The 18865-nt window shown below is 60.0% G+C and carries 18 protein-coding genes and 1 tRNA gene; 8 read left to right on the top strand and 11 right to left on the bottom strand.

What is annotated here, in order from left to right:
* Positions 1-21: 21 nt before the first annotated feature.
* Positions 22-603 (bottom strand): MarR family winged helix-turn-helix transcriptional regulator, encoded by a 582-nt coding sequence (locus C7440_RS11925; RefSeq protein ID WP_116518684.1) that lies wholly within the window; start codon positions 601-603, stop codon positions 22-24.
* A 224-nt stretch (positions 604-827) separates the two neighbouring features.
* Here C7440_RS11925 and C7440_RS11920 point away from each other — a divergent pair, with 224 nt between their 5' ends.
* Positions 828-2270, top strand: coding sequence for an amidase family protein (locus C7440_RS11920; protein WP_116518683.1), 1443 nt, complete (start codon positions 828-830; stop codon positions 2268-2270).
* Positions 2271-2323: 53 nt separating this feature from the next.
* Here the strand turns inward: C7440_RS11920 and C7440_RS11915 are convergent, their stop codons facing one another.
* Genes C7440_RS11915 through C7440_RS11905 form a run of 3 tightly spaced genes read right to left on the bottom strand, consistent with a single transcriptional unit; the run spans position 2324 to position 5176 of the window.
* A complete protein-coding gene (locus C7440_RS11915) occupies positions 2324-3550 on the bottom strand; it encodes an NAD(P)/FAD-dependent oxidoreductase (protein WP_116518682.1) in 1227 nt (408 codons plus the stop codon).
* On the bottom strand, positions 3547-3870 hold the full coding sequence (locus C7440_RS11910; protein WP_116518681.1) for a 2Fe-2S iron-sulfur cluster-binding protein: 324 nt from the start codon (positions 3868-3870) through the stop codon (positions 3547-3549). The genes C7440_RS11915 and C7440_RS11910 overlap by 4 nt, the downstream gene beginning before the upstream one ends.
* Before the next feature lie 7 nt (positions 3871-3877).
* Positions 3878-5176 (bottom strand): Rieske 2Fe-2S domain-containing protein, encoded by a 1299-nt coding sequence (locus C7440_RS11905; protein WP_165832561.1) that lies wholly within the window; start codon positions 5174-5176, stop codon positions 3878-3880.
* Positions 5177-5464: 288 nt separating this feature from the next.
* Between C7440_RS11905 and C7440_RS19875 the strand changes: the two genes are divergently transcribed.
* Both C7440_RS19875 and C7440_RS11895 read left to right on the top strand, forming a co-directional pair.
* A complete protein-coding gene (locus C7440_RS19875; protein ID WP_165832560.1) occupies positions 5465-6292 on the top strand; it encodes a polysaccharide deacetylase family protein in 828 nt (275 codons plus the stop codon).
* Positions 6289-7233 (top strand): polysaccharide deacetylase family protein, encoded by a 945-nt coding sequence (locus C7440_RS11895; RefSeq protein ID WP_133244289.1) that lies wholly within the window; start codon positions 6289-6291, stop codon positions 7231-7233. Before C7440_RS19875 ends, C7440_RS11895 begins: the two co-directional genes overlap by 4 nt.
* Here the strand turns inward: C7440_RS11895 and C7440_RS11890 are convergent.
* From C7440_RS11890 to C7440_RS11880, 3 genes are read right to left on the bottom strand one after another with little or no spacing between them, the layout of a single operon-like run.
* Entirely contained in the window at positions 7191-7988 is a 798-nt protein-coding gene (locus C7440_RS11890; protein WP_116518677.1) for a helix-turn-helix domain-containing protein, read from the bottom strand. The genes C7440_RS11895 and C7440_RS11890 overlap by 43 nt on opposite strands.
* On the bottom strand, positions 7988-9157 hold the full coding sequence (locus C7440_RS11885; protein ID WP_116518676.1) for a Rieske 2Fe-2S domain-containing protein: 1170 nt from the start codon (positions 9155-9157) through the stop codon (positions 7988-7990). Before C7440_RS11885 ends, C7440_RS11890 begins: the two co-directional genes overlap by 1 nt.
* 28 nt (positions 9158-9185) lie before the next feature.
* Positions 9186-10226 carry an aromatic ring-hydroxylating dioxygenase subunit alpha gene (locus C7440_RS11880; protein ID WP_116518675.1) on the bottom strand — a complete coding sequence of 347 codons (1041 nt, stop codon included), beginning with the start codon at positions 10224-10226 and terminating at the stop codon, positions 9186-9188.
* Positions 10227-10614: 388 nt separating this feature from the next.
* Here C7440_RS11880 and hpaR point away from each other — a divergent pair, with 388 nt between their 5' ends.
* Positions 10615-11115, top strand: coding sequence for a homoprotocatechuate degradation operon regulator HpaR (gene hpaR, locus C7440_RS11875; protein WP_017522866.1), 501 nt, complete (start codon positions 10615-10617; stop codon positions 11113-11115).
* An 18-nt stretch (positions 11116-11133) separates the two neighbouring features.
* On the opposite strand, the gene C7440_RS11870 is transcribed toward hpaR, so the two are convergent.
* On the bottom strand, positions 11134-12303 hold the full coding sequence (locus C7440_RS11870) for an ABC transporter substrate-binding protein (protein ID WP_017522865.1): 1170 nt from the start codon (positions 12301-12303) through the stop codon (positions 11134-11136).
* Positions 12304-12414: 111 nt separating this feature from the next.
* Between C7440_RS11870 and C7440_RS11865 the strand changes: the two genes are divergently transcribed.
* On the top strand, positions 12415-13089 hold the full coding sequence (locus C7440_RS11865) for a hypothetical protein (RefSeq protein WP_133244288.1): 675 nt from the start codon (positions 12415-12417) through the stop codon (positions 13087-13089).
* Positions 13090-13133: 44 nt separating this feature from the next.
* On the opposite strand, the gene C7440_RS11860 is transcribed toward C7440_RS11865, so the two are convergent.
* Positions 13134-14024 (bottom strand): DNA/RNA non-specific endonuclease, encoded by an 891-nt coding sequence (locus C7440_RS11860; protein ID WP_116518673.1) that lies wholly within the window; start codon positions 14022-14024, stop codon positions 13134-13136.
* A gap of 133 nt (positions 14025-14157) precedes the next feature.
* Here C7440_RS11860 and C7440_RS11855 point away from each other — a divergent pair, with 133 nt between their 5' ends.
* Positions 14158-14463, top strand: a complete 306-nt coding sequence (locus tag C7440_RS11855; protein ID WP_116518882.1) for a type II toxin-antitoxin system RelE/ParE family toxin — start codon at positions 14158-14160, stop codon at positions 14461-14463.
* The gene (locus tag C7440_RS11850; protein ID WP_116518672.1) at positions 14460-14753 is read left to right on the top strand and encodes an addiction module antidote protein; all 294 of its coding nucleotides are present in this window, start codon (positions 14460-14462) and stop codon (positions 14751-14753) included. Before C7440_RS11855 ends, C7440_RS11850 begins: the two co-directional genes overlap by 4 nt.
* 3 nt (positions 14754-14756) lie before the next feature.
* Here C7440_RS11850 and C7440_RS11845 read toward each other — a convergent pair.
* Positions 14757-14833, bottom strand: a tRNA-Arg gene (locus tag C7440_RS11845).
* 178 nt (positions 14834-15011) lie between these two features.
* Here C7440_RS11845 and C7440_RS11840 point away from each other — a divergent pair.
* Entirely contained in the window at positions 15012-16382 is a 1371-nt protein-coding gene (locus C7440_RS11840; protein ID WP_257215360.1) for a phospholipase A, read from the top strand.
* Between the two features lie 69 nt (positions 16383-16451).
* Here C7440_RS11840 and C7440_RS11835 read toward each other — a convergent pair whose 3' ends face one another.
* Complete coding sequence (locus C7440_RS11835; RefSeq protein ID WP_116518670.1) at positions 16452-18713, bottom strand: xanthine dehydrogenase family protein molybdopterin-binding subunit; 2262 nt, start codon at positions 18711-18713, stop codon at positions 16452-16454.
* Positions 18714-18865: the final 152 nt, after the last annotated feature.

Genomic DNA, 18865 nt, shown 5'->3' with positions numbered 1-18865 from the left:
GCCGCGCCCTGCGTGTTTATGTCAGGCCACTGCCCGTTTACGTGCCGCCGAAGCCCGCGTGGCGGCAGCGCGCCGCGTCGTGCGCACAGCGCCGCCGGCCTCGGTTTCAGGGGGGCGGTTGAATATGTCGTGCGCACGCGCCTCGAGCTTGTCCATGATGGAGTCCAGAACCGTGTTTTCTTCTTGGCTTAGCGCCTGGCGCCATTTTGCTTCCATCAATTGATGCAGCTCTTCGACTTCGTTGTAAACCGCCCGGCCTCGTGACGACAGGCACAGAATGACACGACGCCGGTCTGCCTCGTCGGTGTTGCGCACCACGTAGCCCTTCTGGACGAGACGATCTACCGCCCGCGTAAGCTTGTCAGCGCTCATTGTGCAATGCTGCGCGGCCACGCCAGGGAAGATGGGTTCGTACCGCCCGATGATGGACATGATGCGCCACCCCGCGGTAGAGATGCCGAATTTTTTGGTGTATATGGCGCCCAAGAAACGAACGCTCTCGGCGGAGAGAACGGCAAACCGATATGCAAGACGGTGTTCCAGACTGAACTGAGCATCCAAGATTGAATCTCCGTGTGGGGCAGACAACTGCCTGATGTACATAGTTTAACAGCTTGATCTTGTCTGAATGCCTTTTTAATTGCAAAATACAAATATTTAAATATCATCTTGATCATGCATTCGTCATTGATAAATCAGCACACATCATTGGCAGCGCTCTCACTATTCTATTGACACTCAAGACTACCAGTATTTCCAAGCACTTTGCCACGGCCTCATCGCCTCGGCTCGCCTTGCTTCATTTTTTCGATAGGACACAACACGCAATGCCCGACCTTTCCAACCTTCTCTTGAGCGGCTCGGCCAGGGCCATAGGCTCGGCAATCGCCTCCGGCCAGGTTTCTTCGCAAGAAGTCACACAGTGGTACCTGAACCGAATCGAGCGACTGAATCCAGGGCCTCGCGGCGTCAATTGCGTTCGAAACGTTTCCCCGCTTGCCCTGCAAGAGGCGGTTCGGGCCGACAAGGAACGGGCCGAGGGTCTCATCCGCGGCCCCTTGCACGGGGTGCCGTATCTCGTAAAGGACAACGTCTTCACAGTCGATGGATGCCCCGCTTCCGCCGGCAGCAAGGCTCTGGCGGGGTTTCTCCCCCCCTACGAAGCGACCTTGGTGCGTCGCTTACGCGACGCCGGTGCGGTGCTGCTGGGCAAGGCGAACCTGACCGAGTTCGCCGATTTCGTCTCGGACGTCATGCCGTCCGAGTTCAGCGGAGCCGGAGGCGTGGTACGCAACCTTCTGGGACACCGCTATGATCGAGGCCAGGGGTCCAGCGTGGGCTCGGCGGCCTCGGTAGCGGCCCGGTTCTGCGCCTTTGCAATTGGCACAGAAACCCAGAATTCCATCCAGACGCCCGCCGTACATAGTTCCGTCGTGGGCTTCAAGCCCACCGTGGGACGAGTCAGCCGCCATGGCGTTGTCCCCCTTGTACCCAGCCAAGACGCGCCTGGACCGTTGGCCGTAACGGTTGAAGATGCGGCTCTGGTGTTCAGCGCATTGGCCGGCGCCGATGTAAACGACTCACTGTCCCTGTCTTATTTTCCGGACGCACCGTCTCTTCTAGGTACAAGCCTTGAAGGAATGCGCATCGGGGTTCCCCGCAAGTTCATCGCCGACACCGTGCTCGACGATGGCTGCCGAGCAGCCTTCGATTCTGTGCTGCAGCGACTCGCCTGCTCGGGCGCCTATATTGCAGACCCCTGCGACCTGCCCAGCGCGGAACAGTTGAACGATGTACGCTCGAGCGTGTTCCGAACCGAGTTCAAAGAAAGCCTCAATGCCCTGCTTGGCGCGCTTCAGCCCTGCGGCATCTCCTCCATCGACGATCTTATCGCCTGGAACAAGGTCAATCCCGATGCTATTCCATATGGGCAGTCGCTGCTGGAAGCCGCCAGTCAAACCACCGGCCTGCTCGATCCCCGGTATGTCGCAGACCGGCAACGCGACCTCGCCCTCAGTCTCGACGGAGGCATACGGGCGGCCCTGCAAAGCGCCGATGCGGACTTCTTGCTTGCACCCATGAGCGCGGCCGCCAAGTGCACCGGCAAGGCAGGAGGACCCGTGGTTGCCATACCCACGGGCCGAGATGCGGCAGGCCGTCCTTTTGGCATTACGATATTCGCTCCGCCAGGACAAGACCGCCTGTTGCTCCGCGCGGCGGCGGCAATCGAAAAAGCGGTGGGGGAAAGAATAGAGCCGGCACTGGATTGATCCGACCGGCATGCAATGGTTACGTGGCCATGACCACGGAACCATTGCAATACTCAGTTAATGAGGGCTTGACGCAAGTCGTAAGCCGTATCGGCTGCTTGGTCTTCGCTTAGCTGGGCTCGCGCCGCCAACAGTTTGCGGGCAAGCATGTGTTCGCCGGGCCGGTTCACCGACTCTACCGCCAACAACTTTTCTTTGGAAAAATAGAAGGTAGAGAACGTATTGTCGCTCATGCTGCCGCGCACGACCGCGCGGTCGTAGCCGCTGGCGAGGCCCGCCCCTTGCAGCTTGAGCTCGTATTGATCCGACCAATACCAAGGCGGTACATCGTAAACCAGGTTGGCGCCTGCGGCATTTGCTCCCGCAATCTTTCCCTGGTCTGTCGCGTTCTGAACACATTCCAGGCGCGCCATTCCACCAGCATAAGGGTTCGGATGCCAGGTGCAGTCGCCCGCGGCATAGATGTCCGGATCAGAAGTACGGCAGTATTCGTCAACGATTATGCCGTTGCCGCATTCAATACCCGCCTCAGCCGCCAACGCCACGTTGGGAACCACACCTATGCCCACGATGACCATGTCGGCGGGGACGACGGTGCCGCCAGCCAGTTCTACCCCCGCAATATGGCCTGCCGCCGCATGGTAACGAGCGATCTGCGCATTGAAATACAGCTGCACGCCTTCGCGCGCATGCCGGTCGGCTATATAGTTTGCCATCTCGGGAGAAAGCGCCCGCGCCAGCAAGCGCGATTGAGCCTCGATAAGCGACACGGTCTTGCCCATGCGTTTGAGCGAAGCGGCGATCTCCAGGCCGATGAAGCCCCCGCCTATCACGGCCACCGCTGTAATGCTGTCCAGCCGCGCTGCAATCTCCAGAGCATCGTCCATGGTTCGCAGATAGTGGATGCCATCGGCATCGGCCCCTTGCACCGCCAGCATGCGTGGGGAACAACCGGTAGCGACGACGAGCTTGTCGTACGGCAGCGACTCGCCATCGGCGAGCCTCACAACCTTTTCGACCCGGTCAATCGACGCTGCCCGAGTCGCCATACGCATGGTGATGCCCGCCGTATCGAAGTACGCTTGAGGACGCAAGGGTAGTTGGCCGGCATCCACGTCCCCCCTCAGAAAACCCTTGGAAAGCGGGGGACGTTGATAGGGAAGCCGATCTTCGTCTCCGATCAGGGTAAGCGGAGCTGTATAGCCAGCGTTTCTGGCGGCCACGGCGGCATTGAGCCCGGCATACGACCCCCCCACAATGACAAGGCCCGGCTGAGTCATGCTTGAGACTCCGGCAGCAGTACCTGCATGCCGTCCAGTTCGGCCGTAACCGAAATCTGGCAGCTGAGGCGGCTGCTGGGACGCCGCTCGGCCATGACGCCCTCAAGAAGCTCGATCTCCATTGAGTCAGGCTCGGGGAGACGTTGAGCCCATTCGGGCTCGACATAGACGTGACATGTGGCACATGACAAACACCCTCCGCACTCGCCATCGATACCTCGGACGTTGTTGAGGATGGCGCCCATCATCAGGCTGTCTCCGCTGCGGACATCGACACGGGACTCAGAACCGTCGGTCGCGACGTATGTGATCCAGACCATGCAAGCCTCAACCTTTCAATTCCATGGACGCCGGCTCTTTCAGCCCCGCCTCTTGCGCTTCGATCCAACGCACCGCCTCTTGCCAGGGCTGGTCGACGGGCATGTATACGGATGCCGCCCGCAGATTGAAGTTTGCTTCGTCCGTCGTGGCGGGTAGAGGTTTGCCCTCTTGCATTTCGCGCATCTTGCGCAGGATGAGCCGCCGATAGAAGATGACGGCCTTGTCGCTGGTGCCCAAGTGCTCTTGCGTACGATCGAAGATCGCGCCCATGCTTTCCTGGACCGCGCGATCTTGCACCGCCGCGCCCGAGACCCCCGAGAAGTTACCATCCACCATCATCTTGCGGTCTTGCAGGTGCTTGTTCTCCAGCGTGTGCGGCGTTCGATAATCCGGGTACTGCGTTCTATGCCCCCAATTTGAATAAATGGCGGGCACGTCCAGCTTCTTGCGCGTGTCGTAGTGAATATAAAAGGTAAAACACGAATAGTCGTCTATAGGCAGCCAAGCCTTGAACAACTGCGATTCATTCGGCCCCGTAGCAATGTGGGTGTAAAAAGGAGCCACCCACTCTGTCGTACGCACATAGGCGACGCCTGGTTCGTCTGTTTTGCGCACCGCCCCCACCCGCATCAGCTGAGGCGTCTCTTCCACATGAATCGCCGGCGCGCCGTCGGACATCAGGTTGCTGATGGACTTCCAGCCCGCCCCCGACCAGCTTTGGCGGGCGATTTCTTCGTCGAAATCCTTATGAAGATAATTGGGGTGGGCCGGATCGAGGTCGCCCTCCAGGCCCTGCAGGTAGTTGTTGTCCTGGAACATCTTGACGACCAATAGCTGCCCTTCGGGTAAATCGAGCCAAGGGAAGCGGGGGAACGGAGGCATGTTTTCAGCCGGCCCCATATATGTCCAGAGAATACCACCGGCCTCTTGTACCGGATAGGCCGTGTGCTTGAGCACGTCTTTCATTCTGGATTCGGGCGGCTCGGGCGGCATGTCTGAAATGCTTCCGTTATGCGCCATTTTCCAACCGTGGTACAGGCAGCGCAGTCCCCCGGACTCGTTGCGGCCATAAGCCAACGAGGCCCCGCGGTGCGGACAGTGCTCTTTCATCAGGCCGGGCTCGCCGTCGGGGTCTCGAAATGCCACCAGCTTCTCGCCCAACAGACCGACCCGCACGGGCGCACCACCGGGTTCCTTGATTTCTTCGAGCACTGCGGCCGGAATCCAGTAACGGCGAAAGAAATTCCCCAGAGGGGTGCCCGGCCCCACTTGCGTCAAACGCTTGTTGTCTTCACTGGTTAGCATTTTGAACTCCTGTATGACGAAGGGGCAGACCATTAGCCCCAATTGATTTAATTTTATTTGTATATCACAACTATTGCAATATACATTAATTGAGTTTTGTGTGATATAAACTGAAATTACTGCATGCCCCAACTGCTGATCCGCCACTCGACTTGCATCATGCTCCAATATTCCTATCGCTCGCCCCTCCCCCCGACCCCACGGCAACGATCTCGCCAAGAGTGGCTTCAAAACGCCGTTTCGTCGTCCCTTCCGCCTGTCAGATGGCCGAACAAGGCACGAGTCGCCTTGTGGATATGTCCCAATGTCCTGCATTACGAGTATCTGCCGCCCGAAAACGCATGGATCAATGCGTGGGCCCGCGTGCCCGCGCCTGATGTGATGATGTACGGGCGTCAAGACTTCGCAAACCGCGTGGGCTTCTGGCGCATGCTTGAGGCAGTGGACCGCCATGGCATGCGCTGCACCGCGGTGCTCAATGCCGAAGCACTGATTCAGAACCCCAGCATCCGCGACGCCATGGTTGAACGGGATTGGGACTACCTGGGCCACGGCATCAACAACACGCGATTCGTGCATGGCCTGGCTGGAACCGAAGAAGCCGCCTACTACCGGCGCATGCGGCAGATCGTGCATGAACAAACAGGAAAGACACTAAAAGGCACTGGCGGGCCCGGCCCCCAGGCCGCCACTGAAAACACCCCGGATATCCTCGCGCAACTGGGCTTCACCTACCATAGCGATTGGTTTCATGACGACATGCCAACGCCGCTTCGCGTGCGATCGGGAAGGCTGATTTCAATGCCATACGCCATGGACATCAACGACTCGCCGTTTCTAGGCTCCGCGTTCGAGGCGGAAGATTTCGTGGACATGGTCAAGCGGCATTTCGACGTGCTGTACCGCGAAGGCGAACACAGCGGGAAAGTCATGTGCGTCTCATTGCATCCTTCGCTCTTTGGCCAGGCGCACCGAATCAAATACCTCGAAGAAATATTTGAGTATCTTCGATCGTACGAGGGGGTCTGGCATGCAACCGGAAGCGAGATCTCAGATCATTACATGGCGCATTGCTACGACAATGCCATGGCTTATCTGAACGGGGTCGGGCAATGAATCCGCAATCGACTGAACACAGCTTTTACGCACGAGACTCCGTCCACCAGCTAGCGCCACTGACGTGGCCGGGGGCAAAGCCTCTAGCGTTGGCCCTGGTCGTAAGCGCGGAATACTACGACCTGTATCCCGCGCCACATGCCTTTACGCCGCCCAATGTTCCAGGCGGATTCGGCCGCGGCCCCTATCCCGACTTTCGGGCGTTCTCCATACGCGAGTACGGAAACCGGGTGGGTGTCTTCCGTGTCATGAACATCATTGAAAAGGCTGGCCTCAAGGCGACGCTTGCGGCAGACGCCCATGTAGCAACAACTCGTAGCGAAGTCGTTACGACGGCGATGGCGTTGGGCTGGGACATTGCCGGCCATGGCGTCAGCGTGACCGAGGTAATCGGGGAGCACCTGACCGAAGTCCAGGAACGCGACTACCTGGACCGCTCGTTGACGCCGCTACGGCAACTGGCGGGCTCTAAGATATGTGGTTGGCACGGGGCTGAATACGGGGAATCCACACGCACCCCGAGCTTGCTTGCCGAACAGGGTATCAGCTACCTGCTGGACTGGCCGCATGATGAGCGTGTCGTCCCAATGGCAACCCCCAATGGGACAATTCTGTCTTTGCCCATGAGCGCCGACCTGGATGACGTCATGGCCCATTGGCACCGTAAAATATCCATGCAGCGATGGTGCCGCTCGGTACTTGACGCCGTGCAGCGTCTCTGCCAGGAAGGCGTCAATGGCGGCCGCCTGCTTATTCTGAACCTGCATCCTTGGCTGATAGGGCAGCCCTACCGCTCCAGCCACCTCGAGCAGCTTCTACAGCAACTTTGCTCTCGCGACGACATCTGGTTTACAACCACCGACCGCATGGCGGCACATGCTGCGCCCCCCTCGCCGCTTCAACGCTCTCCGCTCGAAACCGCCGACATGACGCTCAGGTAGCGGGCAAAGAGATCGCCCAGCGAATTGACCTGAAGCTTCTTGTACAGCCGCTTGCGCAATGTCCGTACCGTATGCGGACTGATTCCAAGATCGAGCGCCACGCCTTCGGTGCTGGCTCCGGCCAGCAGCCTTTTGCAGACCTCGAGCTCTCGCTGCGACAAGGCCGCCAAGGACTGGCGCTCGGCTTCTCCGGGTTCGGCGCCTGCTTTCATGCTGGGCAAATTGACCTTGCCCGCTTCGCCCGCATGCCGCCACAGGGCTGCCATGAGCACCGGCGCCACTTGCCCGGCGCGTTCTACATTGTGCTGGTCGAACGGGCCCGACGCCTCGAGGCGGTATAAATTGCAGCACACCATGCTGTCGCCGCGATTGCTCACAATCGAAAGCTTGTCGCACAAGCCCGTTCTTTCAAAAAAGTAAGTCGTGTAGGTGGGGGAGTCATTCAGCTTGGGATCAAAGCGCGTCACGACCGGAGCGCCGTCTCCCAGGTCTCGAAACGACGACAGGCTGCGATCAAGCATGTGATAACGCTCGAGATAGCGCCGATTGACGGCATCGGCAACGCGCGCCAGAACCCTGCCCTGCGTAAACAGGCCGCTGATGCGATGGCCTTCTACGAACTGCACCACGATATGGTCTGCCTGTACCTCGCGGCTGACCAGGTCGAACGCGGCAGCGCCAAAGTCGTCGCGGCCGATCGCTGTGATCAGCCGCGCAATGGCCTGATAAGGCGCAGCCGTTTCCGGGCTTGGCATCAGGCCGTTTCGGCCTTGCGGCTGGGTGTTTCGGCCGTCGACACCGTTTGTACAGAAGCGTTCGGTAAAGCTCGTGCGGCCGCCTCGGCATCGGCTCGTTGTTTAAGGTAGCGCCGCATGGCCACCGACGGGCCGTCGGACACCACCGAGATTTCGTACATATCGTCCGGGTCGGTGGTTTCCCATACCTGTTCAAGCGCCGCCATGCCGTCGACGTCCTCCTGGAAGGCCTTGAACAGATTCTCGTGCATGAAACCCGTGATGGCATCGTCCTCCAGGCCGAAATCACGTCCGTGCACAATGAAGTAATGGCAGCTGGAGTTGGTCTGCGGCGTCAGGATGTGGGCCGTCTTTATACGTGATACCCGTCGGTCTTGCTCGGCCAGCTTGCTGTCGTAGAACGAAACGTTCACTTGATGAAATGCCGGAGACTTGAACTCTGACTTTACGATGCGCGCCGCGGTGGCGCAGCCTTCAAGCCCCGTGGGCTTGGCCCATAGCGCCGGCAGCGTGGTGGGTACCACATCGCGATGCAGCGCAAAATAGCCCTGACTGATCTCGGAGCGGAATTCGGCGCGCGCATAATCGGGGGTACCGAAAGTAGCGGCATGCAGAAAAGAAAGATGGGTCAGGTCGAGCAGGTTCTCGTGCATGCTGACATAGTTGGACTGCAGGTTGAAATAACCGCTTGACGTGGCCCACGCCGATTCGTCGCACAGCCATTCATGCTCGGGCAGCCGCGATTCATCGGCCTGGTCGGGGTCGCCCATCCAGATCCACACCAGCGGGCCGCGTTCCGCCACCTTGTAGCGCGCCACCCCCAGGTCTTTCGGACACTTGGAAGACGACGGCACCTCGATGCAATTGCCCTCTGTGTTGAACCGGAAGCCATGGTAGCCGCACACAATGGTATCGCCGTCGAGCTTGCCCAGGGACAAGGGGTAGGCCCGGTGGGCGCAGCGGTCTGACAAGGCCACCGCCTGACCCGTTTCAGTGCGAAACAGCATCACGCGCTTTCCGAGCAGGATGCGCGGCAGGAATTCGCGGCTGACCTCTTGCGCAAATGCGGCCACGTACCACTCGTTATAGACAAAGGGCGTATTGCGGTTGGCCATGGATGAGGCGCTTTTCTTAAGCGCCTGCAATACGGGGGAAGATGGAAGAGTCATGTCGGTTGCTCCTACTGTACTGGCACTGTCAGGCCGCGCGGGACAAGGCTTGCTCGGACGAAACAAGCTTTTTCATCAAGGCCCTGAAGTTTCCCAGGGCATTGTCCACATTCAGGGGCATCATCTTGAAATCGGGATCAAGGGCCAGGCTGGCGGCTTGCGCGTGGATCATGTCCCAGTCTTCTTTGAAGCCCGCCAGCAAGCCCGCGTGCAGCGTCTCGGTCACGCTTGGGTCGTCAATAGAGAAGTTGTGCGCCTGCGAGAAGAAATAATGCGTGCTGTTTTCGGTTTCGGGCGTAATGGCCTGGGCGCTGCGAAACTGCACCGCCTGGCTGCGATCGCCTTCGCGCGCGCCCGTGCCCACCGGCGCACTGCCCGAATCCATCAAGAACACCCCGGGCACGACAAAGTCGTACATATTCCAGCGGTCGACGTTATCGGTCCAGCCAACCAGGTTCTTGACGAAGGGGGCCGGGGGGGAATCCATGTACCAGCGGCTGACTCGCAAGCCGTTGTCCAGCCTTTCGATCTCGGGCCGCACGTCGGCATAGCCAGCGCTGCCGCCCAGCGTTTTCTCGTGCACGAAAGCCAGGTGGGAAAAATCGAGCAGGTTGTCGGCGATAAGCAGGTAATTGACGCCGTAGTGCATGTAGTCGGGCTTGTAGCGCCACTCGGGGCTGTCGAGCCAATAGGTATCGGGAATAAGCGACGGATCGGCCTTGTCGGCCTCGCCCATCCAGATCCACGCCCAGTTGTTGCGCTCTACCACCGGGAAGCGATGCAGATTGGCCGCGGCGGGAATGCGTTCTTGGCCGCCCGGAACGTAGGTACAGGCGCCCTGGCCGTTGAAGGTCATGCCGTGATACATGCAGCGCAGCGTGCTGCCTTCGACGCGGCCCTTCGACAGGGGTGCGCCGCGATGGGGGCAGCGATCGGGAAAAGCCGCCACTTCGCCTTTGGCATCGCGCCAGAACACCACCGGCGTGCCGATGATGGTGCGCCCCAGCAAGGCCTCGTTGTTTATTTCATGCGACCAAGCGGCCACATACCACGTGTTTTTCAAGAACATGCTTGTCTCCTGGTTCTGATCGGCCTGTACTTTTATCGCGGGCCCGGCGCGCACATATGGCACCCCCGCTGTTCTATTGGCGTCGACCGGCTGAAAATGTCTGTTTCAGTGCCGCATATAAAAAGTATATCGGCCAGCGGCAAGATTTCCATACCCTCAACAGGGTACAAGGCATTGGCTTTCATATTGGTTGGCGATAAGAAAAACCTTCTTAATCCATTGTTTTAATATTATTTTTCATGAAATCCATGTTCTTTTCAGAAGCCCTTGCCGCTTCTGACAACTTAATACATTAATCAATTAGAAAATATACTAAGTATTTCGCCCAGTATAATCGGCAGCTATGCCAGCTTCCACACCGCCTTCAGCCTCGTTCTCGCCGGAACCCATGAGCAACAAGTTTCAGCACCGCAATCTACCCATGCTTCTGCTGCGGGCGCGAGAATCCGTCATGCGCTATTTCCGCAAAAGCCTCAAAGAACATGGCCTGACCGAACAGCAATGGCGCGTGATCCGGGTATTGAACGAATGGGGAGAAATGGAAACCGGCCGCATCGCCGTGGAATCGTGCATTTTGGCCCCCAGCCTTAGCGGCGTGCTCGATCGCATGGAACGCAACGGCCTCATCGTGCGCCACCGGCTTGCAATCGACCAGCGCAAAGTATTTGTCGGCCTTACCGACCAAAGCCGCGACCTCGTCGACCACATCAGCCGCTCTATCGAGGTGCAATACGGCACTCTTGAAAAGCAATTAGGGCGAGACGGCCTGTTGAACGCCTACGCCCTATTGGACCAACTTATTTCGCTACCCGGCCCGGTTGAGGAAAGCGAACCTCGAAAGCAGGCTCGCATCCGCTCAAAACGAGATGCCGAGAAAGCCGGCGCCTAAGCGCCGGGCCCCAGCGGTTTACTTAGCGGCCTTATCCAGCACCCATTCACCGTCCTGGATCTTGACCATGACACGGGCACGGGCATCCAGGCCCGAGTGGTCTTCAGGCGTCATGTTGAAAACCCCCGCGTTGGCACGCAAGTCGCTTGTCTTTTCAAGAGCATCGCGCAACGCGATACGAAACTCTTTGGTGCCCGGCTTGGCCACTTTTGCCGCCTCGGGCAAGGCGCGCTCGAGAAGCAGCAGCACGTCGTAAGCCTGCGCCGCGAAGTTCGAACGCGATTTCTCGCCGAACTTGGCCTCGTACATCGGCACGAACTTTGCGCTCGCCGCCTTGGTGGGATAGTCGTCGGGCAGTTGTTCCCAGACAAGATTGGGGCCGACCGGCAGGAAGCCGCCGTTCAAGGCCTTGCCGCCCACACGCAGGAAGTCTTCGTTGGCCGCGCCGTGGGTCTGGTAGACCAGGCCTTTGTAGCCCCGCTCTGTCAGGGTGGCATGGGGCAGCGCGGCGGGTGTTCCCGAGCCCGCCACCAGGACGGCATCGACGTCGGCGGCGATAACGCGCAGCACCTGGCCGGTAACGCTGTTGTCCTTGGAATGGAAGCGTTCGGTCACGCGCAGGTCAATGCCGTGCTTCTTGGCAAGCGGCGTGATTTCATTGAGCCAGCTGTCGCCATATGCGTCGGCAAACCCGATGAACCCCAGCGTCTTCACGTTGTGGGCAGCCATGTGTTCGATAATGGCCTGCGCCATCAGCGAATCGTTGGCCGCCGTCTTGAACACCCATTTTCTTTTGTCGTCCATCGGCAGGACCAGTCGCGACGAGGCGCCCAAGGCAATCAGGGGGGTTTCCCGCCCAGCGATGGCCTCGATGATGGCCAGCGATTGCGGCGACGTGGATGAACCCACGATCAAGTCGACCCCCTCGCTGAGATACTGATTGGCGTTCTTGACGGATGTAGTGGTGTCGCTGGCATCGTCAAGCACCTTGAAATTGACGTCGAAGCCTGCAACCTGCTTCGGGAAAAGGCTAATAGCATTACGAGCCCCGATTCCCAGAATGGCAGCCGGGCCGGTGGTGGGCACGGTAACGCCCACATTCACGGTTTCCGCCTGGGCGCCCGCGGCAAACGCCGCAAGCACAACGGTGGCGGTAGATGCGCAGAGCGCGCGCCAAGTTTGTCTCATCTCACCCTCTTCTCATGATGGTTAATATGTTAGATAATTAGATAATATATTAAGTATCTGGTCAAGATTCCTGAACTTCGCGCAAACCCTAATAAGTCAACCCAGCACGCCATGTCAATTTTCGTTCAAGGCATTACGGCACGACATTCGATGGACGGCGCAGATTCCGCGCTGGAAGTCACGTCAATGGGTCACCTGGCCGCCGTGCTGGGCGAACCTGCTTTTGCAACGGCCCTGCTGGAATTAGTGCGCAAGTATGCGGATGTCGATCAGCTTGCTCTGTTCGCACTGGACGAATCCAGCGGCTTCGAACCGATATTCAATACCGGAACCCTGCTGGCGCCCCAGGCGGCCGCCCGTCTTTCACGGCTTTATTGCAGAAAATACTTTCAGCTCGACCCGCTTTTCGACCGGGTTGCCCGATACGGCAATGACAAGGGGGCACACACCGAGGTGCACAACAGCGCGGCGTCGCAGCCGGATCCTCTTCGCCGGTATCTCGGCTTTGGCGCCAAGTGCAGCCTGATCTTTGAAAAGAACGGGCAAACTTATTACCTGAGCCTCTACCGCCGCGCCGGCTCGCCGCATTTTTCCGATGCTGAGTGCAGCATGCTCGAACAACTCGCCCCACCCCTGCGCGGACTGATTCATGCGCATCACAGGCTGACGCATGAACGCGAAGAAGAGGCATGGCCCAGCCAGGCTGCAATGCACAGCCATGATTGTCGATCAGCCGAGCAGCTTTTTTTCTCGGTGCACTATTTGTTGGCGCGGGACGAGGCCTAGGGCTGGAAAATCGGCTTTCGACGACTCTTTTGCCTGCTTCGACCTCAAGGCAAGAGTTGCATCCCCGTTCGCCTCACAAATTCGGCGTAGCTAATCGGCGACCCAGCCTTGGCATCTGGACTATTCGCCTGCCAGTACACCCATGACCGCCCCTTCGTCGTGTCATACACAACTTTGAACAGATAGCTCGGCACCGCCACCCGCCCCGCCCCGATTTGCTCTGACCGCTGCGCATACACCGGCCCGGTAAACACGTACACGTCGCCCTTCGCCCGCATGATGTACTTGCGGGTATCGGCCTCGATCTTGCTCCACGGACCCGCATTCTGTCGCTGATCCTGCGGCACCATGTTGGCAAGGCTAAAGCTTTGCGCCATGGCCTCAGCCGTATCCATATCGCCGGCGGGCGCCATGTGTCCGCGCGAGTAGCCGGAGCCGCGATAGTCATCCAGCTCGGCGCGTTCGGCGGCCGGCAATCGCGCCTCTGTGTAGAACCGGTTGGCGCGCCCTATCCCCTGCCCCCGGATTAGCATCTGACGGTTTAGGCGCTCAGCGACAAATACCGGCGTCTTGGTCTGGCCGCTGTGCAATATGGCGAACGACGAAAAGCACAGCTCGCGCAGGGCCGGGCCGGCTGGTACGACTGGCGGCTGTCCGCCCGGGAAGAACTGGCGGCATTGGGCGAAATTAGTCTGGACCCGCGGGCCGGTGGCCGGCACAAGTGGCGCGGTCTGTTCCTGGCTGGGCAGGCCCAACTGCGACAGAATCGGTTCGAGCGGAACCTGCTCGCGCAACTGCGGGTTGAGCACACAGCTGGCCGCGCTGAACGATGTGACGGCGGAAACAACAAGCGCCCGGAAGAACCGCTTGAAGCGGCCTGCCGGCTTCCTGACTCTGGATGTGCGTTTCTTCGGGGTGGATCTCTTTCTTGTCATGCGCCGCCATTGTAGGCGACAGAGAAGAAGCACTTCAGGGGCATGACCCGATGAAAGTCTAAGCAATAGCCCCGCTCCAGCGCGGGGCGAAAAGCAGTTGCATTGAAGTATCCGCTTGGATACAATTCTGTTCATGAACACGATCAACCGGACCGAGACATTCACTGCCTGGTTAGCCGGTCTGAAAGACCTAAAAGCCCGGGCCAAGATCGTGGTCCGAATCAGACAAGCCAGCCAAGGAAACTTCGGTGACGTGAAGTCGATCGGTGATGGCGTATGGGAAATGCGCATCCACTTCGGCCCTGGTTATCGGCTCTACTACGCACGCGAGGGCCGCGTGGTCTACCTTCTACTCAATGGCGGAGATAAATCCACCCAAAAGCAGGACATCAAGACCGCTATTGCCATGTGGAAGAAAATTCAAGAGGAACAACTATGAGCACCATCAAAATCGCACCATTCGATGCAGCAGAGTACCTCGACAGCGAAGATGCTATCGCTGAATACCTCTCAGCCGCTCTGGAAGAGGACGATCCCGCCCTGTTCCTGGCGGCGCTTGCCGACGTGGCCAAGGCTCGCGGCATGACCAAAATGGCTAAAGACGCTGGCCTTGGCCGTGAGAGCCTATACAAGGCGCTCGCCCCCGGAGCCAAGCCTCGCTATGACACGGTGCTAAAACTAGCCCGCGCCGCAGGTGTAAAGCTCACTGTAGAGCCAGTCAACGCTTGAAAGTGGCGCGTCAGGAGGGTCTCGAACCCCCGACCTCAGGCTTAGAAGGCCCGTGCTCTATCCAGCTGAGCTACTGACGCATGTGAAGAGTGCCCGCATTTTACCGTGCTCGCGCAAAACTTGAAAAACAACACTTGTTTTAGGGCACCCACACAGGGGAAACAGGGCGAAAGATAAAACATTTACAAGCGGTAGCGACACCCCGTGGGGCAAGTGCTAAAGTTTCCGGCAATGGAAATACCGAATAGCCCTTATCCCATGAAACAACCCCTGCTAAAACAGCCCGGTGCGGTTCGACATCGCAATCCAGGCGCTCGCGCCCGCTTTGACGTGGCGATTCCCCTTGTCACCCTGGCGCTGGCAAGCGGCCTGTATGCCGGCGGCGCCTCGGCGGGCATGAGCTATCAGCTCGACACCATCCAGGCCTCGGCCGGCGAAACCGTGCGCATCAAGGGCATGCTGTTCAACGATACCGATGATGCCCTGAGCTGGACGCCGCCCAAGAACCTGGTGTTGCAATGGCGCAACGAGCAAGGGAAAACGATAAGAAGCCTGGCCTACCTGGAAGCCTCGGCCCAGCCGGTCGAATTGCCTGTCAACAACTTTGCGGCCTTTTCATGGAAGGCGGTCGTGCCTACCGAGGCCAACGGCCTGCAGGCCCTGAACATCGAGGGTGAACCGGTGCTGCTGGCACTGGACACCAGCCCCTTGCAGGACAGCCAGGTGGCAAGTTCGCCCGCCTTGACCCCCGTGGTGGACGCCGGCGCGGCCGCTCCGGGCGCCACTCAGGATCCGCCGCTGCCCGACAATGTCGTGGCGGCGGCAGGGGCCGATGCCAGCCAGGGTCCGCCTCCTCCGGCAACCGCCACGGTGGCGGCCGCAGGCACAGACGCCAGTGCCGCGGCGTTCGAGAAATTCCGCAACGCCATATCCACCTACGAACCGATCTATTTCGGCGTAGGGCAAAGAGGCGGCACCAACGCGCGCTTCCAGCTCAGCTTCAAGTATCGGCTTGCCACGCCCGACGACCCCACCCGGCCACGCTTCTTCAATCATATCTATCTGGGCTATACCCAGCTTGCCCTGTGGGACCTGGACGGCGAATCGAAGCCCTTCGTCGACGTAACCTACAACCCCAGCCTGTTCTGGCACCGCGAGCGCATCTGGAGCCCTGAAGAACACAGCCCCTTCTACCTGGGCCTGGCCGCGGGTGTCGAACACAAGTCCAACGGCAAAAGCGGCGAAGAATCGCGCTCGCTCAATGATGTATTCATACAGCCCGAGTTCAGATATCGCTTTGACGGCGGCAGCACCCTGGCGTTCACGCCGCGCGTCAAGGCTTATTTCGCCAAGCCTGACAATGACGATTATGCCCACTATGCGGGGCACGTCGACTGGAAGCTGCGCTGGGCCCAGGACGACGGCCTGGTCCTGACGGGCCTGTACCGCCAGGGCACCGAGGGCCGCAATGCCATGCAGTTCGAAGCTGCTTGGCCCTTGCGCCGCACCTTCCTGAACATGAACGGCTATCTGCACGTGCAGTATTTCAGGGGCTATGGCGAAACACTGCTGGGCTACAACCAGAAAAGCCCCGGTCAGGTGCGCGTGGGCCTTGCCCTGGTGCCCTGACCAACCCCGAAAAACACGGCAGCGGCGGCAACACGGCCGCCGCTGCCATTCTTGCAAAATCACCGCCGCTCAGGCCAGAGCTTCAATCGCTTCGGCGCCTTCAAGCGCCCGCAGTATCTTGTCGGGCGTGAACGGCGCCGAGCGAAAGCGCTGGCCCGTTGCATCGAAGAGCGCATTGGCGATGGCGGCCGGCGCGGGCACCGAAGACGACTCGCCCGCCCCCATGGGGGGTTGATCCTGGCGCTGAACCTGCACCACCTCGATGGGCGGGATGTCGGTAAAGGAAATGATGGGATAGGCCCCCCACTCGAGGTCGACCACGCCGCGCGCATTGAAGGCCACCTCTTCTTTGAGCGTGCGGCTGAGCATCTGGATGATGTTGCCCTGTATCTGGTGCCGCACGCCGTCGGGGTTGACGACCATGCCGGTGTCCTGGCCCACGACGACGCGAGTGACAGTCACTCGCCCCGTGGCCGCGTGAACGGAAAGGTCGACGACCCAGGCGTTCCAGGAAGCGCCGAAGCCCGGGAAGCGGCTGTGCGTATACCGGGCATAGGCAACGCCGCGCCCGTGCAGCATGCCGTCGGCATCGGGGCGGCCGCGCGAACCACGGCTGCCCGCCTGCCAGCCCGCGTGGCGTGCCGTTTCGAGCAGGACATCGCGGGCGCGTTCATCGCTGAGGTTGCTTGCGCGGAATTCAACCGGATCGCGCCCGGCGGCGACGGCCAGTTCGTCGATGAAGGAATCATGCGCGTAAGAATTGGGCAGGGCCGAAACCCCCCTTAGCCATGCCGACCGCACAATGGCGGCCATGTCGTGGCACACCACACGCATGTTGGGATAGCTGTAGGGCGGCACTGCCGTGCGGTCGCCCATCTCGAGCATGCGCGGCTCGGCGCTGGTGGTGCCAGTAAGCAGCAGCGCCAGCGTGGGCGCATCGTTGGACGGATAGCGCGTGGTGAGCTCGTAAGAGCGCAATTCGCCGTGCGTGTCGAGGCCGCCCGCCACATCGATAAGCTGGGCCGAGCCCTTGGGTTCCCAGCCGTGCTCTTGCTCACGGGTGAGCTGCACTCGCACCGGCCTGCCGATGGCGCGCGACACCAGCGCGGCGTCAGCGCAGACGTCGTCGGCGCAGTTGCGGCCATAGCAGCCCGAGGCTTCCATGCGGATGACTTCGATCTGGCCTTCGTCCAGCTGAAGCAGCCGGCCCAGCTCTACCCGCAGCATGTGCGGGTTCTGGCTTCCGGACCATACGCGCACATGTCCCTCTTGGTAGTCTGCAACCGAACAGGAGGGGCCCACCGAAGCATGCATCTGGTAAGGCCAGAGATAGCTGCATTCAAGCGATACGCCAGCCGGGGTTTCTGCACCCACCTGCTCTTGCTCGAGCAGCACGCGTTCTTGATAGGGCTGCGCGCGTATGGCCGTGTCGAGGTCGGACAGATCGATAAGGTCGGGAGGCTGCTTCCAGACTACCTTCAGCGCCTTGGCGGCCTTGATGGCGTGTTCTTCGCGTTCGGCGGCCACCGCAACGAAGTCACCAATGGCCACCACGCGTATCTCGGGCGCGATGTGCGCCACTGAGGATTCGTCGATGGAAATGAGGCTGTTGCCGACGAAGTCGCCGCTGTCGCGGCCCACATAGGGGGGCCGCACCACCCGAGCGTGCCACATGCCCGGAACCCGGACGTCGTGCACGAACACCAGCTGGCCCGTCGCCTTGGCGGGAATATCGACCCGGGGTATGGATTTGCCGATGGTCGTGTATTGCGAAGCCGGCTTGGTGGCAACCTGTGCGTCGTGCTCCAGCCTGACCTGCTCGCCCTGGAGCAATGACCAATAAGTGGCCGAACGCCCGTCGGGCGCGCTGATGACGCCGTTGGCCACGGAGAGGGCCTGCGCCTCGACGCCCCACTGCGCCGCGGCCTTGCCCACCAGGTGATGCCTGGCCTGGGCCGCTGCCTGGCGCAGCGGAACGGCCGATATCTGCAGGGTGGCGCTGGCGATCGTGGGCCCCTGGTTGGGCGTGGCCGAGGTATGGCCGAGAATCATGTCGACCAGGCCGAAATCGATGTCGAGCTCTTCGGCCACCACCTGGGCCAACGCAGTGCGCACACCCGTTCCGAGATCGACGTGGCCGTTGAAGGCCTGCACCCTGCCTTCGGCAAGCATGGCAATGAAGATGTCGTCGTAGGGCTGTACGTAGTCGGACGCGATGCCCGGCTGGCGTGGAGGCGGCTTGGGAGCCTTGCCCGCCGCGCGCGTTACCAGCAAGGCGCCGGGGCGATCGAATAGAGCCTGAAGCTGTTCTTGGGGATGAGCGAACGACATAGGGCACACCTTATATTGCCTGGTGGCGGCGCGGGGTGCGTCGCTAAGGGTTTAATACAACGTATACGTTGAATTTTCACCATACTGCAAATAGGCGTGAAAATAAAGTTCCACGCGGCTTCCCTTAGGCAATACTAAGGGTAAACCACTAT

Source organism: Pusillimonas noertemannii (genome assembly GCF_003096595.1).
Taxonomy (GTDB): Bacteria; Pseudomonadota; Gammaproteobacteria; order Burkholderiales; family Burkholderiaceae_B; genus Pusillimonas; species Pusillimonas noertemannii.
Note: the sequence above shows the minus strand (reverse complement) of the source record. Positions and strands in the feature narration are given on the sequence as shown.